The following is a 17,225-nucleotide window of genomic DNA, read 5'->3' as shown; positions in this document are numbered from 1 at the left end:
GTCCCCCGGTGGCCCGGCATCGCATACCATCGCTTCTGGTCGATGTCTTGGGAGGACTGCGGGACGACGGGGACCGCAACCGGGGACCGACCGGGAAGGCAGCAGATGCGGACTCCACACGTCACCCCGCGCCGGCACGACGCCCCACGTCGCCTCGGTGCCCTCGCGCTGGCCGTCGCGGTCGGGACGGCGTCGCTGGTCGGTGTCAGCGCACCGGCGGCGGCCGAGCCGGCGACCATCCTCGGGGCCGGCACGCCGACCGCGATCCCGGGCAGCTACATCGTGGTACTCAAGGACAGCGTCGCGCTCCGGGACACCGGCATCCTGACCCGCGACGGCCGGGTGCCGCGCGGCACCCTGTCCGCGCCGGCCCGCGAGGCGGCCCGGGACGCGGTGGACTGGACGGCGAAGACCCTGGCCGACCGGCACGGCGCGACCGTGGGCCACCGGTACAGCGCCGCGCTGCGCGGCTTCACCATCCGGGCCAGCGAGTCGACGGCCCGGCGCATCGCCGCCGAGGAGTCGGTGGCCTTCGTGGAGCAGAACCGCCGCACCCGGCTCGACGACGACCGCACCGCCCCGGTCACCACGCTGGGCACCCAGCCGAACCCGCCGTCGTGGGGGCTGGACCGGGTCGACCAGACCAGCCTGCCGCTGAACAGCACGTTCAACTACCCCTCCTCGGGCGGTCAGGGCGTGCACGCGTACGTCATCGACTCCGGCATCCGCCTCACCCACCAGGACTTCGGCACCCGGGTCGTCAACGGCATCGACGTGGTGGACGGCGGCACCGCCGACGACTGCTACGGGCACGGCAGCCACGTCGCCGGCACACTGGGCGGCACGACGTACGGGGTGGCCAAGAGCGTCACCCTGGTCGCCGTACGCGTCTGGGCGTGCGACGCCACCGGCGACATCGCCACCACCACCCAGGCGATCGACTGGGTCACCGCGAACGCGCAACAGCCCGCCGTGGCGAACATGAGCTTCGGCAACTCGACCACGCTCAACCCCGGCGCGTACGAGGCCGCGACCACCGGGCTGATCAACTCGGGCGTGACCGTGGTGGCGTCCGCCGGCAACGACGGCGGGGACGCCTGCGTGAAGACGCCGGCGTTCATCCCGGCGGTGCTCACCGTCGGATCGACCTGGCCCGACGACGGGGCGGCCTGGCTGAGCAACCACGGCCCCTGCGTGGACCTCTTCGCGCCCGGCCAGAGCATTGTTTCCGCCGGCCACACCACCGACACCGCCTGGACGACCAAGACCGGCACCTCGATGGCCGCGCCACACGTGGCCGGTGCCGCGGCGTTGATCCTCGCCGCGAATCCGACCTGGACGCCGGCGCAGGTGCACGCCCAGGTGATCGCCAACTCCACCTCCGGCGTGGTGTTCGGCACGCGGCCGAACACCACCAGCCGGATGTTGTACGTGCCCTCCTGACCCCTGCGGCGCTCCACCCGCCCCCGGCTCTCCCGGCCGGGAGAACCGACCAGTGCCCCCGTTCGGCCGTTGCGAAGCCCGGCCGAGCGGGGGGCACTGTGGCGTCCGGTCGACACCGACCGCGGATGCCGGTGCTGGTAGGGCCGACCTGTTGATCACACACGGTGGTTTGGCTGCCCGCTATCGTTGCCTCGGCGGTATTTGCGGCAGCAACTTGTAATCGGATCTTGACGAAGTGTGGCAGCCTCCCTAGCTTTCGTGATCACGTGCTGCGTGACGGGGGAGGCCCACAGTGGTCGATGGTGCGGGTGCGTCGTCGGTGTTCGCGTCCTTGAACAGGACGACCCGGCGACTCTGCCTCTTCTGGGTCGTCCTGTTGACGGTCACCCTGCTCCCCGGGTCACCGGCGCAGGCACGTCCGTCCGCACCCGGGCTGCCGAAGGACCGGGCCGTGCCGGTCGAGCGGCTCGCCCCGAAGAAGCGGGGAGTGTCCCCCTCGGACCGCCAGCAGTGGTCACCCCAACAGGTTTCCCTGCCCGGGGCAGCCTCCGCGGTCGTTCCGGTGGACCGGACGCCGGCCGCTGGTGGCGAGGTGGAGCGGACCCGGTGGGTGACCTGCCGGTCCGACTGACCCCCGACCCGGCCTCCTCGGTGCCGGCACCGCAGCAGCTCCAGGTGAGTGTCACCGACCAGAGCGAAGCACAGGAGGCCGGCGTTCCGGTCCTCCTGCGGCTCGACCGCCTGGACGACGGGCTGACTCGCTCCCGGGTACGGATCGAGGTGGACTACTCGGGCTTCCGTGCAGTGTATGGCGCGGACTGGGCGTCGCGCCTCCGGTTGGTGCGGATGAAGCCGTGCGTGGGAGGGCAGGCTGCGGACACCACCGCATGTGGCGTCGACACCGTTCTGCCGTCGTCGAACGACACCAACCCGGGCGTCGTCTCAGCGGCTCTCGACCTGGCAACGCTGACCGACGCCGGTACCACGTCGGCGAATCCGGGTGGCGGCGAGGCCGTCGCGGACGCCGTGCTGGCCCTCTCGGCCGGCACCGACAGCGAAACGGGTTCCTTCGCGAAGACGTCGTTGTCCGAGTCGTCCGCCTGGCAGGCGGGACAGTCGTCCGGCGACTTCGGCTACTCGTACCCGCTCGAACTGCCGGCGGCTCCCAGCGACCTCGCGCCGGAGGTTACCTTCGGCTACTCCTCTGGCTCGGTGGACGGCCGGACCAACGCCGAGAGCGGACAGACGTCCTGGCTGGGTGAGGGTTGGAACTACGAGCCCGGTTACGTCGAACGGTCCTACCGGTCCTGCAAGGACGACCAGCTCCCCGCCCCGACCTTCAGCAACGCCACCGGCGACCTGTGCTGGCGGGAGGAGAACGCGACGCTGGTCTGGCAGGGCCGGTCCACCGAGCTGATTCGCGACAGCGCGACGGCGACGTGGCGGCTGGCCGAGGACGACGGCAGCCGGATCGAACTCCTCCAGAACGGCGTCGACTGGAACGATGCCCTCAACGTCTTCTCGCCCGGCGACTTCGACGGCGACGGGCACGCCGACGTCATGCTTCGGTACGCCTCGAACCTGAACCTCTACCTTCTGCGTGGCGACGGTGCCGGCGGCTTCCTGAACAGTGGCAAGGCCACCCTGATCGCATCGATGACCGGCGCCAACCTGGTCTTCTCTCCTGGGGACTTCACGGGCGACGGCAACGTCGACGTCCTCTGGCGTCGCAGCTCCGACGGCACGCTGTGGATGCTGCGTGGTAACGGCACCGGCGGCTGGCTCAGTGGCACCAGCCTGCAGATCGGATCGTTCAGCGGTGCCAACGCGACCTTCGGTCATGGCGACTTCAACGGCGACGGCAAGGTCGACGTCCTGTGGCGCAGGTCGTCCGACAGTGCCCTGATGATGATTCGAGGCAACGGAACCGGCGGTTGGATCACCGGACAGAGCGAATTGATCGGCTCAGGCTGGGGCGACTTCGACCAGCTGCTGTCACCGGGTGATTTCACCGGTGACGGGAAGGTCGATGTCCTCGTCCGCCACGCGACCACCAAGAACCTGTACCTCTTCGCCGGAGACGGAACCGGGGGCTGGCTCTCCTCCAGCGGTACGCAGGTCGCCACCGGTCCGAGCACTGCCGACGTCGTCTTCTCCGGTGGGGACCATGACGGCGACAGCGAGCCGGATGTTCTGTGGCGCGACGGAACCAGCAAGGATCTCTTCCTGCTTGCCGGCAACGGGACCGGCGGTTGGAAGGCCCCCGCTACCTCGGTCAACATCTCGGTGGGCCTGCGGCACCAGAACGGCGACGACAACGGGGAACACTGGCGGCTGACCACCCCCGACGGGGTGCAGTACTACTTCGGCCGGGACCGGCTGCCCGGCTGGGTCTCCCTCAACCGCGAGACGAACTCGGTCTGGACCGTGCCGGTGTTCGGCAACAGCTTCGGGGAGCCCTGCTACCGCAGCGCCGGGTTCACCGCCTCCCGATGCAGCCAGGCCTGGCGCTGGAACCTCGACCACGTCGTCGATCCGCACCAGAACGCGATGACGTACTGGTACGACCGGGAGCAGGCCCGTACCGGTCTGGCCAACAACGCCAGCTCCACCGCCATCTACGAACGTGGCGGCAACCTGCGGCAGATCGAGTACGGCCTCCGCGTCAGCCAGGAGATCACCGGCAACCCCCACATGCGGGTGATGTTCGAGCCCGAGGACCGTTGCCTGACGTCGTGCTGGTCCGGGACGACGCCGAACGTGGCGAACTGGCCCGACACCCCCTGGGATCTCCACTGCGCCACCTCGGCGACCTCCTGCGCCGGCAACATCAGCCCGTCCTTCTTCACCACGAAGCGCCTGGCGAAGGTGACCGCCCAGGTGTGGAACGGCACCGCCCGGGTTCCGGTCGACGAGTGGACCCTCACCCACCAGTTCCCGGCCACCGGCGAGGCCTCGGTCAGCCCGGCCCTCTGGCTGTCCACCATCGTCCGCACCGGCAAGGACGGCGGTGACAAGGCGCTGCCCCGGATCGACTTCGGTGGCACCCGGTACGCCAACCGCACCGACCACAACGTATCCGCCGGCGTGCCGCTGGTGAACCGGTACCGGATCACCCGGGTCAGCGACGAGCACGGCGGCGAGACCACCGTCACCTACCAGGGATCCGACTGCACCGTCTCGTCCCAGGCGGCCCCCTCCGCCAACCCCAAGCGCTGCTTCCCGCAGTACTACTACCCGCCGCTGGCCCCCGCGCCGGGTTGGTCCTGGTGGAACAAGTACCGGGTGTCGAAGGTCGTCGACAAGGACCTCGTCGGCGGCAGCCCGGACGTCGAGCAGAGCTACGACTACTCCACCAACGGGTCCTCCTCCACCGTGCTGTGGCACCACAGTGACGGGGCGGCCACCTGGTCGACCCCGCTGGAGAAGCGGTCCTGGTCGGACTTCCGGGGCTGGCCCACGGTCACCGTCACCACGGGTGTCGACGGACAGACCCGGTCGCAGACCCGGTCGCTGTACTTCCGGGGCATGGACGAGGACCGCACCGACGCCGGTGAGGGCCTCCGGGACGCAAAGATCACCAACTCGCTGGGCGAGGTCACCGAGGACCACTCCCACCTTGCCGGCATGCTCCACGAGGAGATCGAGTACGACGGTGCCGGCGGTATAGCGCTGAGCAAGACGATCACCACCCCGTGGCAGCACCGGACCGCTCACCGCCAGTCGGCCGCCGCTGACGCCCAGCCGTCCAATGCCTACGCCTACTACACGGAATCGGCCACGACGCGGGAGATGACCTGGCTGGCCGGCTCGTCGAGCTGGCGTACCACCCGGAGCGTCAACACCTACGAGACGACGTACGGCAGCCTCACCAGGACCGAGGACCTCGGCGACGTCGCCGTCACCACCGACGACACCTGCACGACCGTCCAGTACGCCCGGAACCCCGACGCGTGGCTGATCGACTTCCCGTCCGAGACGACCACGACCAACTGCGCCGCCACGCCCGGCCCGGCCGACACCCTCACCGGCAGCCGGACCTACTACGACGGCAGCACCACGCTGGGGGAGATGGGCAGCCGGGGCCTGCCCACCCGGTCGGACGAGATGTCCGGTGCCAACGGCAGCACGCCCACCTGGCTGAAGCGCTCCACCGCGACCTACGACGCACTTGGCCGCCTGCTGACCGAGACCGACGCCCTGGACGAGACCACGACCATCGCGTACACCCCGGCGTCGGGTGGCCGCGTCACCAGTGTCAGCGAGACCAACCCGAAGTCGCAGACCACCACGGCGACCCTGAACCTGCGCGGGCTGCCGGTCACCGTGACCGACGCCAACAACAAGACCACCACCACCAGCTACGACCCGCTCGGCCGCCAGTTGAAGGTGTGGCTGCCCGGCCGTACCACCAGCGACGTGCCGAACCAGGAGTTCGTCTACGGCACCGACAGCCCCAGCGTCGCCCACTACCTGCAGACGAAGACCCTGGGGCCGAACGGCAACCAGATCAGCGCCTTCGAGATCTACGACGGCCACCTGCGCCTGCGGCAGACCCAGGCCACCGCCCCGGACGGCAAGCGGGTGATCTCCGACGTCCGGTACGACTCGCGTGGCCTGGTGGTGAAGGAGTCCGCGTTCTACAACAACGCCAGCGCGCCGACCGGCACCCTGGTGACGTTCGCTGACGCTGATGTCCCCACCCAGCGTCGCTACGTGTACGACGGCACCGAGGACCTCACCCGCGACGCGCTCTGGTCGCTGAACGCCGAGAAGTGGCACACGACCATCACGTACGACGGCGACCGCACCAACGTCGACCCGCCGGCCGGCGGCATCCCCACCACCACGATCGAGGACGCTCTCGGCCGCACCACGGCCTTCCGGCAGTACCACGGCACCGGCCCCAGCGGCACCCACGACGAGACCACCTACGCATACGACCGGCTCGACCAGCTGACCGCCGTCACCAAGGCCGGCAACACCTGGACCCACACCTACGACCGGCTCGGCCGCCTGACCGCAACCGACGACCCCGACGCCGGCGACCAGACCTTCGGGTACGACGCCAACGATCAGCTCGTCACCTCGACGGACGGTCGTGGCGAGGTACTGCACCGCAGCTACGACGAACTCGGTCGGCTGACCGCGCTGCGGGACGACAACGCCACCGGCGCCCTGCGGGCCTCCTGGGTGTACGACAACCTCGCCAAGGGCTACCCGACCTCGGCCACCCGGCACCACACCTCCGGCAACTACGTCCGGCAGATCGCCGGCTACACCGACCTCTACCAGCCGAGCGGGGTCACCGACACCATCCCGGCCAGCCAGGGGCTGCTCGCCGGCACGTACACCACCGGCTACGGCTACCACCCGGACGGCACCCTCGCCACCACCGACCTGCCGGCGAAGGGCGGCCTGCCGGCGGAGACGGTCACTGGGACCTACACCGACCAGGGCTACCTCTCCGGCGTGAGCGGGCTCTCCACCTACCTGGCCAGCGCCCAGTACCACTGGCACGGCGCGCTCAAGCAGCAGACGCTGGGCAGCGGCACCAAGCGCACCCGGATCACCACCACGATCGAGGACGCCACCGGCCGCCTTACCAAGTCCGAGGTGCACACCGAGAACCAGATCACCCCGGACACCTGGGTCGAGCGACTCACCGAGCAGTACAGCTACGACGCCGACGGCAACGTCCTCGGCATCTCCGAGACCAGCGGCACGACCGTCGTGGCCAACCAGTGTTTCGGCTACGACTATCTCCAGCGCCTGACCGAGGCGTGGACCACCACCGCCGGCACCTGCCAGGCCAACCCCAGCCAGGCGATCGTCGGCGGGGCGGACGCCTACTGGCACTCCTACACCTACGACACCGCAGGTAACCGGGCCACTGACACCCGGCACAGCGCCGGGGGCGACACCACCCGCACCTACACGTACCCCGCACCGGGGTCGGCCCGCCCGCATGCGGTCACCGGCATCACCACCAGCGGTGGCGGACCCACCACCAGCTACACCTACGACAACGGCGGGTTCCTGGCCACCCGCACCGGCGGTGGCACGCCCAACCAGACGCTGACCTACGACGCCGAAGGGCTGCTCGCGCAGCTCACCAACGGCACCACCGTCCACACCTACCTGTACGACGCCGAAGGTGGGCGGCTCATCGTCGACAACCCCGGAACAGAGAAGATCCTCTACCTCGGGGAGAGCGAGTACCGGCTTAGCCACACCACCGGTCAGGTCACCGCTACCCGCTACTACCCGAACGCGGTACGCACCACCACCGACGGCCTCACCTGGATGGCCGCCAACCACCACGGCACCACCCAGTTGGCGATCGACTCCGGTGACCTGAGCGTCACCCGGCGGCGGATGACCCCGTTCGGCGAGAACCGTGGCGCGCCGCCGGGCACTTGGCCGGACGACAAGGGCTTCGTCGGCGGGACCATCGACCCGACGGGCTACACCCACCTCGGGGCCCGCGAGTACGACCCTGCAACCGGCCGGTTCCTCTCTGTCGACCCGCTGGTCGACTACGGCGACCCGCAGAGCCTGAACGCCTATTCGTACTCGGGCAACAACCCCGTCCGCTACTCCGACCCCGACGGCCTGCGCCGCATCGAACACGCGGGCGGCGGCGCGGGTGGTGGTGGCGGCGCGAGAGGTTCGCTCGGTGGGGGCTTCAGCATCAAGCCATCGTCGTTCTTCAAATGGGTGAAAAATCGCTTCCGCTTCAGTGGTAGAAGCTTGAAGGGGTCCTCCCACTCGAGTTCTGTGACGAGCGCCGAGATGAGGGCGATGCGCTCGCGCTCGATGAAGAAGTCGCCGGCGAAGAAGCCTTCGTCGCCGACCTCGAAGGGGAAGAGCCCTCGCTCTGGGAGCAAGCCGAAGCCGACAAAGAGCACCAAGCCCTCCAAGTCAACCAGCAATTCTTCCAAGTCGACGGGCAAGCCCTCGTCGAAGGGCAAAGTTAAAAACGCTATCAAGAATCAGATCAGGGAGGAGATTAAGGAGACCGTCAAGGACGAGGTGGTCGGCGGCCTGCCTCCCTGTGGTCACAGTTTCGCCCCGGACACTGAGGTGCTTCTCGCTGACGGCGACACGCGGCGGATCGACGAGATCGCCGAAGGCGACCAGGTGCTGGCACACGACCCGGAAACCGGGGAGACCAGTGCCGAGGTCGTGACCGACCTGCACGTGAACCGGGACGCCGAACTGACCGACCTGTCGGTACGCACCGAGGGCGGCGAGTTCGTCACGCTGGAGACGACCGAGAACCACCCCTTCTGGAGTGAGAGTCGCCAGGAGTGGGTAGACGCGGGTGAACTCCGCCCGACCGAGCTGCTCAAAACCTCCACCGGCGAGATCGTCTCGGTCGCCAAGGTCCACACCTTCCTCGGTGACGCGACCATGCACGATCTCACCGTCGCAAACGTCCACACATACTATGTGCTGGCAAGTGTCACCGCAGTCCTCGTGCACAACTGCAATGATCGAACCCATGACAAGGCTCGGGGGGCTGAAGGCGTCGCCGAAATGACCTCGACTCTTGAGCGGTTCCACCGGCGGTCGGATATCTACAGCGAAAGCTATGGAAATGGATTCGAGCTCTGGACACCCTACGGTGTTCGCCAGGTAGATATCGCGGTTAGGAACAGGAGGGGGGGTCTCGATCTCTTTGAGGTTAAGGTAAATAAATCGAATTATACCAAGGGGCAGCGGAGGAAGGACCTTTGGCTGGAGCAGACTTACGGCTTCAAAACAACAGTTCTTCGTCGCAGTACGGCTTGCCCTATCTGCTTGCCGAGATTCCCTTAGGAGGGTGTTGTGAGTAGCGACTTTGGATTCTGGAAAGGTGGTCTGGGCGATGCCGAGAGGATCTTCGACGGTATTGCTGAGGGTGATACTGGCGATCTTGTGGCCAGTGTCGACTTGCTGCGGTTTCGAGAGGAGTTGCTAGCTCGTTGGCCGGATATGCGCAACGAGCTGGAGCCGTCGGAATATGATCTTGAGGAGAGTCCGGAAGATCTCTCGAAATACGTACTCCTGACCCTTTCGGTGCGACAGTTGGAACACCTTCCTGAGGTTTTGAAACTCGCAAAGAAACATGGCCTTGTTGGTTACAGTGGTGTGGCAGGTAGGCCAATTTAGTGGTTCTTCAGATGATGACTCTTACCGCATAACGAGCAGGCTTTTCCGTCGAGATTGGCGGCCTCCGACGGTACGCCCGGCAGGGGCGCGATCGCCTCCCGGCAGGACGAATCTCCACAGTAGTCAGAGCGGGAGACACGTGACTCGAATCGGCGGCTGATCCGTGTGCAGGTCCCGATGTGTCGTACTTCCCGCGCCGTGCTGTCTGCCGTTCGAGGCGGCACCTTTTTGGGGTCACCACGTCCGCTGAGGCCGTCCGGGCTAGGTCTGGCCCGCTCGGTCGCGGCTTGTTGCGGCGATACGTCGTCGTGGGCGGCACGGAGGGCGTTGCGGGCGGTGGTCCCGACCGGGCAGCGCCCGTCGGCTCCGGGCCGATGGCCGTGAACAGCGTCGACGGTCATGGATCTCACTCCGGCGGGCCTCCACCCGAGGTGCGCATCGGTGTCCCCGAACGTCGAGCGGCAGAGGACGCACTCGAAATTCATCTCGACGAGGAAAGGCTGGACGTTGACGAGTTCGAGCGGCGGATCGCGGCATGCCAGCAGGCGGGCAACCAGACGGAGTTGCTCAGGATCTTCGCTGATCTTCCGGCACCTCACCCGCAGATGCCGTCCTCTGCCGATTCTGCCGCCGAACCTGACGAGGACATCCCGCCCGGTGCTCTGGCAGGCTGTCTGACGCTGGGGCTGGGACTGCCGGTGGCCATCGTGTGTGGAGTTGTCTACGGCACATGGTGGGCGCTGGCCGTGCCGGTGGCGGTGACCGTGGCGATGGCCTACGCCGAGCACCTGCGCCGGCCCTCACCGAACCGCACCCGCGACGGTGACCCGCGCGCCTCCGGCTGAACGAACCCCTGCGGAGAAGGTCAGACGGCGAGCAGGTTGCCCTCCGGGATGGCGATCTTCGACCGTACGCCGGCCAGGGGAGCGGCGGCCCGGCGGACCCGCAGCGGCACGTGTTCCCGGCGGGCGGTGGCGTAGCTGGCGGCGGTGGAGGCGGCGATGGTCGACCAGCCGTACCGCTCGCCGACCATGGTGCGGGCGCGGCGGGCGACCCGGCGGGCGAACACTTCGTCGCCGACGAGCCGGCCGACCGCGTCGGCGAGCGCGTCGGGGTCGCTGTGCGGGAAGGTCATGCCGGTGACGCCCGGCTCGACGATCTCGGCGAGTCCGCCGGTGGCGGCCACCGCCAAGGGTGCGCCGGCCGCCGCCGCCTCCAGGGCGACCATGCCGAACGGCTCGTAGAGGCTGGGCACCACGGTCGCGTCGGTGGCCCCGAGCATCGCCGGGAGCTGCGACTCGGTGAGGAAGCCGGTGAAGCGGACCGTGTCGGTCAGCCCCAGGCCGTCGACCCGGGCCCGCAGCTCGTCCTTGTACGGGCCGTCCCCGGCGATCACCACGCGCAGGCCGGGGTGCCGGTGGCGCAGGTGCGGCACGGCCTCCACCAGGTGCTGCACGCCCTTCTCGTAGACCAGGCGGCCGGCGTACCCGACGAGGGGGCCGTCGGCGGCGAAGCGGGCGCGGGCGGCGGTGACCGCGCGCGGGCGGGCCTGCCAGGCGCGGGCGTCCACCCCGTTGGGCACCACGTCGACCCGGCCGGCGGACACGTCGAAGAGGGTGGTGACCTGGTCGCGCATGTAGCCCGAGCAGGCGATGACCCGGGTGGACGAGTTGCTCAGCCAGTGTTCGACGCCGTGGATGGTGCGGTTCATCTCCTCCGGCAGCCAGCCCTGGTGCCGGCCGGCCTCGGTGGCGTGGATGGTGGTGACCAGGGGCAGGTCGAGGTGCTCGCTGATGGTGACGGCGGTGTGCGCGACCAGCCAGTCGTGGGCGTGCACCACGTCGTACTCGCCGGTGTCGGCGGCGCGCAGCGCGGTGCGGGTGAGCGTGTGGTTGAACGCCATCGTCCAGGCGAGCAGGGCCGGGGTGGCCAGGGGGAAGGCCACCGGGTCCTCGGGGGCACGCAGGATCCGGACGCCGTCGGCGTACTCCTCCAGCGGCGCGCCCTCGACGTGCCGGGTGACCACGGTGACCTCGTGCCCGGCGGCGGCCAGGGCGACGGAGAGGGCGTGCACGTGCCGGCCGAGTCCACCGACGAGCACCGGCGGGTACTCCCAGGAGAGCATCAGCACCCGCTGCGGCCGGGCGGAGTGGATGTCGATCACGTCGGCGTCCGGTGACATGCGGTCCCCCTGGAGTTGTCCCCTGCGCGCGGCGACGGCCTCCGCTGTCCGGAGTCCCCGTCGCCGCGCCCTGGTCGGGGCCAATCCTGCCGCCGGCTCGCTAACCTGCGGCGACGCCGCCGTTGCGGCTCTGTAAAGCGGGCCTATCGGGTACGGCGGGCGCGCAGCAGCTCGGCGACCGACCACGCCTGGAACGGGCAGCCGGTCGCCCCGTACGGCGGCAGCCCGTCCGCCGTCTCGCTGACCGAACCCAGGCCGTACTCGGTGAGGTGTGCCTCGATGCCCACGAACAGCTCGTCGACCGGGACCTTGCCTCGTCGGCAGGCGTCCGCGTACGGCCCGAGCAGCCACGGCCAGACCGTCCCCTGGTGGTAGCCGCCGTCCCGCTCGGCCGGCGTGCCCCGGTGCCGGCCGGTGAAGCCGGGGGAGTCGGGGGAGAGGCTGCGCGGCCCGAGCGGGGTGAGCAGCCCGGCGGCCACCCGGCGCAGCGTCGCCTCGTCCGGCTCCAGCGGCGCGTGCGGCAGTGACCAGGCGAGCAGCTGGTTCGGGCGGAGCAGGTCGTCGTCGTGGTGCGGCGCGCCGCCCAGCGGGTACGCCGGCGCGGGCCCGTCCACCACGTCGTAGAGCCAGCCCGTCGGGGCGGGGAACCGCTCCCGGAACGCGGTCACCGCCCGTTCGTGCAGCCGTTCTAGCTCCCCGATGTCCTGCCCGGCCAGCTCGGTCAGCTCGACGAGTCCGGCCAGCCCGTTGATCCACAGCGCGTTCACCTCGACCGGCTTGCCCGTCCGGGGCGTCACCGGCGCCCCGTACACCCGGGCGTCCATCCAGGTCAGCGCGACACCCGGGGTGCCGCCCTGGGTGAGCAGGCCGTCGGCCGGGTCGACCGCGATGCCGTACCGGGTGCCGGCCAGGTGCGCGTCGACCACCCCGCGCAGCGCCGGCAGCAGCTCGTTGCCGAGGTCGGTGTCCCCGGTGAGGGTGACGTGCCGGTTCACCGCGTGCAGGAACCACAGGGTCGCGTCGACGGTGTTGTACTCGACCCGCCCGGTGTCGGCGGTGTTCGCCAGCATCCCCTCCGACAGGGTCGCCGCGTACGACCGCAGCAGCTCCCGTCCCTCGGTGGCCCGGTTCGTGCAGAGGAACAACCCCTCGTACGAGATCATCGTGTCCCGCGACCAGGCCCCGAACCACGGGTAGCCGGCGACCACGTCGACCGGCGCCTGGTCGGTGCGCACCACGAACGCGTCGGCGGCCAGGGTCAGCGTCGCCTCCACCGCGTCGGCCGGCCGGGCGGCGGCCACCACCCGCCGGTTGCGTCGCCGGGCGGTCGCCACCACCTCGGTCGCCGGTGGGGGCGTGACGTCGAGCTGGTCGGCCCAGGCCAGCACGGAGACGGTGTCGCCGGGGCGCGCCAACTGCCCGGCGAACCGGCCGGCGTACCAGAGGTCCTCGTCCGGGTGCAGGCCCCGGGCGGCCTCCTCCCGGTGGCGCACGCCCAGCCACCACTGGCCCTCGGGCGTCCAGTCCGGACCGGCGAGGCGGAAAGCGCCCTCGATCACGGCCCCGCCGTCGACCGGTTCCATCCGGGGCGCGGGGCCGTCCGCGCGGCGCTCCCCGTGCGCGTCCCGCCAGGTGCAGACCGCCGCCAGCTCCAGGCGCACCGGACCACCGGAGACCAGCCGGTGCACCACCGCCACGCAGGGACGGCCGGGCAGCATGGCCAGCTCCCGCTCGATGACCGTGTCGCCGATCCGCCACCGCCACCGGGGCAGCCCGTCGACCAGGGCGAAGTGCTCCAGCAACTCGTACCCGCGCGGGTCGACGTCGCCGGAGGACCACTCGTGGGCCCCGAGGCGCACCTGCGCGCCGGAGGGGAGCAGCACGGAGGCGTCCAGGCTGGCCAGCCCGACCCGCCGGGTCGCCGGGGTGTCGCCGGCCACCACCAGCAACCCGTGGTAGCGGCGCGTGCGCAGGCCGCTGACGGTGCCCATGGCGTACCCGCCCCGGCCGTCGGGCACCAGCCATTCGCGGGTGGCCCCGCTGGTGAGCTCGCCACAGACCTGCGGGCCGAAACCGATGTCGATCAACATTCCTCCAGCAGCGACGTGCAACACGCCACGACGACGGTGGGTACGGTGGTCAAGTGACCGCGCGGCGTCGAAGATGTGCGGGTGATCACTGACGTGACTCCTCCCATGGCACCGCCCCCCGACGCCGAGCGGATGCGCCTGGCCCAGGCCGACTCGGGTGAGCAGGACTGGCGCGCATGGGGCCCCTATCTCTCGGAACGGGCCTGGGGGACGGTGCGGGAGGACTACAGCGAACACGGTACGGCCTGGGACTACTTCCCCCACGATCATGCTCGGTCCCGAGCGTACCGGTGGAGCGAGGACGGCATGGCGGGCGTCTGCGACGACCGGCAGACGTTCTGCTTCGCGCTGGCGCTCTGGAACGGCCGGGACCCGATCCTCAAGGAGCGGATGTTCGGCCTCGGCGGCGACGGCGGCAACCACGGCGAGGACGCCAAGGACTACTGGTGGTACGAGGACTCCACCCCCACCCACTCCTTCATGCGCTGGCGCTACCACTACCCGCAGGCCGCCTTCCCGTACGACGAGCTGGTCGCGGTGAACGGGCTGCGCGGCCGGGACGACACCGAGTACGAGCTGGTCGACACCGGCATCTTCGACGACGACCGGTACTGGGCGGTGACCGTCGACTACGCCAAGGCGTCCCCGACCGACCTGTGCATGGTGGTCACCGTGGCCAACCGGGGCGACCGGGCCGCCCGGCTGCACGTGCTGCCCACCCTGTGGTTCCGCAACACCTGGGGCTGGGGGCTGCCCGGCAGCGACCGGGTGCCCACCCTGACCGGCGAGGACGGCCGGCTGGTCGGTGAGCACCGGGTGCTCGGTCAGCTCGTGCTGGCCGGGGACGGCACACCGACCCCGCTGCTCTGCGACAACGAGAGCAACGCCGAGCGGCTCTGGGGGCTGCCCGGCCGGTCCCGCTACCCGAAGGACGGCATCAACGACCACGTGGTCGACGGGGCCGACACGGTCAACCCGGAGCGCGTCGGCACCAAGGGCGCGCTGCACTACGTACTGGACGTGCCGGCCGGCGGGCGACGGCAGATCCGGCTGCGGCTGACCCGTACCGCGCCGCCACCCGCCGGCGCGACCGCCCCCGCCCTCGACCTCGGGGCCGGCTTCGAGGCGACGGTGCGGACCCGGCGCTTCGAGGCGGACCGGTTCTTCGCCGACGTCATCCCGGCCGCCGCCAGCGAGGACGAGGCCCTGGTGGCCCGGCAGGCCATCGCCGGACTGATGTGGGGCAAGCAGTTCTACCACTTCGACGTGAAACGGTGGCTCGACGGCGACCCGGGCTCCACCCCGCCGCCGGCCGGACGGCGGCACGGGCGCAACAGCGCCTGGTGGCACATGAACAGCTTCGACGTCATCTCCATGCCGGACCCGTGGGAGTACCCCTGGTACGCCGCCTGGGACCTGGCGTTCCACTGTGTCAGCATCGCCCGGGTCGACCCCGGCTTCGCCAAGGAGCAGTTGCTGCTCCTGCTGCGTGAGTGGTACCTGCACCCCAACGGGCAGATCCCGGCGTACGAGTGGGCGTTCGGTGACGTCAACCCGCCGGTGCACGCCTGGGCGGCGTTGAAGGTCTTCGAGATCGACGGCGGCCGGGACCACGGCTTCCTCGCCCGGGTGCTGCACAAGCTGCTGCTCAACTTCACCTGGTGGGTCAACCGCAAGGACACCCTGGGCAGCAACGTCTTCGAGGGCGGCTTCCTCGGGCTGGACAACGTCGGCCCGTTCGACCGGTCGGCCGCGCTGCCGGTGGCCGGGGTGCTGGAGCAGTCCGACGGCACCGGCTGGATGGCCATGTACGCGCTGAACCTGCTCGACATGGCGGTCATCCTCGCCGAGCGGGACCGGGCGTACGTCGACGTCGCGACGAAGTTCTTCGAGCACTTCGCGTACATCGCCGCCGCCGCGTACGACCAGGGGCTCTGGGACGACGAGGACGCCTTCTTCTACGACGTGCTCCGGCTGGCCGACGGCACGAAGGTGCCGCTGAAGGTGCGCTCGGTGGTGGGGCTGCTGCCGTTGGCGGCGACCACCCGGCTCACCGCGCGGACCCTGCACCACCTGCCGGAACTGGGCGCGCGGCTGCGCTGGTTCCTGACCAACCGGCCGGAGTACGCCGACGTGGTCGGTGCCCGCCGGATCGGCCCGGACGGCCGGCAGCAGCGGTTGCTGTCGATGGTCGGTCCGGAGCAGGTGGTCCGGCTGCTCGCCCGGATGCTCGACCCGGAGGAGTTCCTCTCCGAGTACGGGCTGCGTACCCTCTCCCGGGCCCACCTGGACGAGCCGTTCTCGGTCACCCTCGCCGGGCAGGAGTTCAGCGTCGGGTACGAACCGGCCGAGTCGACCAGCGGACTGTTCGGCGGCAACTCCAACTGGCGCGGGCCGATCTGGATGCCGACGAACTTTCTACTGGTCAGCGCGTTGCGCGACTACGCCGCGTTCTTCGGCGACGACCTCCAGGTGGAGTACCCGACCGGTTCCGGCGTGAAGCGCAGCCTCGACGAGATCGCCGACGACCTCTCCGCCCGGCTGATCGCCCTGTTCACCCGGGACGGCTGGGGGCGGCGGCCGATCTACGGGGCCTGCCAGCTCTTCCAGACCCACCCGGACTGGCGGGACCTGATCGCCTTCCCCGAGTACTTCCACGGGGACAACGGCGCGGGGCTCGGCGCGTGGCACCAGACCGGCTGGACGGCGCTGGTCGCCGACCTGATCCTCACCCTGCGCCGCTGAGGCGGTTGCAGTGGTTGCAAGGGTGGGGCGAGGCGGTGTGTGTGGGGTGGTGCGTGTGAGGTGGTTGCAGGGGTCCCCTCCTCATCAAAATGCGGTAACAGGGGGCCCCTGCTATCACCCCACCCCACCCCACCCCACCCGGCTCGCCCCGCCCGGCTCCGGTCCGGTCAGCTGATCATCGACAGCAGTTCGCGGCAGGCCGACTCGCAGGAGCGGCAGGCCTCGGCGCAGATCGCGCAGTGCTCGTGCATGCCGGCGTGGCTGGCGCACTCGTCGCCGCAGGCGCGGCACGCGGTGATGCAGGACGCCAGCAGGCTCCGGGTGATGTTGGCGTCGTAGCCGGTGTGCCGGGACAGCACCCGGGCGGCGGCCGTGCAGATGTCCGCGCAGTCCAGGTTCGTCCGGATGCACTTGGTCAGCTCGGTCACCGCCTCCTCGCTCAGGCAGGCGTCGGCGCACGCGGTGCAGGCCTGGGCGCAGGCGTTCAGCTCGTCGATCACCCGCGCGAGTCGTACGCGGTCCAGGTTGATCTCCGCCGGGTACGTCCTGAGCATCGGGTTCGTCATCGTTGTCACGGTCTGTCACCCCTCCCCGGGTCGTCCTCGTCC

9 protein-coding genes are annotated in these 17,225 nt (G+C 70.0%); 6 read left to right on the top strand and 3 right to left on the bottom strand.

The features are described from left to right. Window positions 1–105: 105 nt before the first annotated feature. From QSK20_RS00145 to QSK20_RS00125, 5 genes are all read left to right on the top strand, one after another. The gene (locus QSK20_RS00145; protein ID WP_285786499.1) at window positions 106–1,443 is read left to right on the top strand and encodes a S8 family peptidase; all 1,338 of its coding nucleotides are present in this window, start codon (window positions 106–108) and stop codon (window positions 1,441–1,443) included. A 331-nt stretch (window positions 1,444–1,774) separates the two neighbouring features. Next, window positions 1,775–2,074, top strand: a complete 300-nt coding sequence (locus tag QSK20_RS00140; RefSeq protein WP_285786498.1) for a hypothetical protein — start codon at window positions 1,775–1,777, stop codon at window positions 2,072–2,074. Further along, window positions 2,050–9,267, top strand: a complete 7,218-nt coding sequence (locus QSK20_RS00135; protein ID WP_285786497.1) for an FG-GAP-like repeat-containing protein — start codon at window positions 2,050–2,052, stop codon at window positions 9,265–9,267. Before QSK20_RS00140 ends, QSK20_RS00135 begins: the two co-directional genes overlap by 25 nt. Window positions 9,268–9,276: 9 nt before the next feature. Beyond that, entirely contained in the window at window positions 9,277–9,600 is a 324-nt protein-coding gene (locus QSK20_RS00130; RefSeq protein WP_285786496.1) for a hypothetical protein, read from the top strand. Window positions 9,601–9,974: 374 nt separating this feature from the next. Then, window positions 9,975–10,445 (top strand): DUF1707 SHOCT-like domain-containing protein, encoded by a 471-nt coding sequence (locus tag QSK20_RS00125; RefSeq protein ID WP_285786495.1) that lies wholly within the window; start codon window positions 9,975–9,977, stop codon window positions 10,443–10,445. A gap of 20 nt (window positions 10,446–10,465) precedes the next feature. On the opposite strand, the gene QSK20_RS00120 is transcribed toward QSK20_RS00125, so the two are convergent. Beyond that, on the bottom strand, window positions 10,466–11,782 hold the full coding sequence (locus QSK20_RS00120; RefSeq protein WP_285786494.1) for a glycosyltransferase family 4 protein: 1,317 nt from the start codon (window positions 11,780–11,782) through the stop codon (window positions 10,466–10,468). 143 nt (window positions 11,783–11,925) lie between these two features. Continuing rightward, on the bottom strand, window positions 11,926–13,869 hold the full coding sequence (locus QSK20_RS00115; RefSeq protein ID WP_285787157.1) for an amylo-alpha-1,6-glucosidase: 1,944 nt from the start codon (window positions 13,867–13,869) through the stop codon (window positions 11,926–11,928). Between the two features lie 108 nt (window positions 13,870–13,977). Between QSK20_RS00115 and QSK20_RS00110 the strand changes: the two genes are divergently transcribed. Then, a complete protein-coding gene (locus QSK20_RS00110; RefSeq protein WP_285786493.1) occupies window positions 13,978–16,617 on the top strand; it encodes an MGH1-like glycoside hydrolase domain-containing protein in 2,640 nt (879 codons plus the stop codon). A 167-nt stretch (window positions 16,618–16,784) separates the two neighbouring features. Here the strand turns inward: QSK20_RS00110 and QSK20_RS00105 are convergent, their stop codons facing one another. Then, window positions 16,785–17,183 carry a four-helix bundle copper-binding protein gene (locus QSK20_RS00105; protein ID WP_285786492.1) on the bottom strand — a complete coding sequence of 133 codons (399 nt, stop codon included), beginning with the start codon at window positions 17,181–17,183 and terminating at the stop codon, window positions 16,785–16,787. Between the last annotated feature and the right edge of the window lie 42 nt (window positions 17,184–17,225).

The sequence above is a fragment of the Micromonospora sp. NBRC 101691 genome (genome assembly GCF_030269285.1).
Lineage (GTDB): Bacteria > Actinomycetota > Actinomycetes > Mycobacteriales > Micromonosporaceae > Micromonospora > Micromonospora echinospora.
The sequence above is the reverse complement of the archived record's forward strand: the minus strand, read 5'-3'. Positions and strand labels throughout refer to the sequence as shown.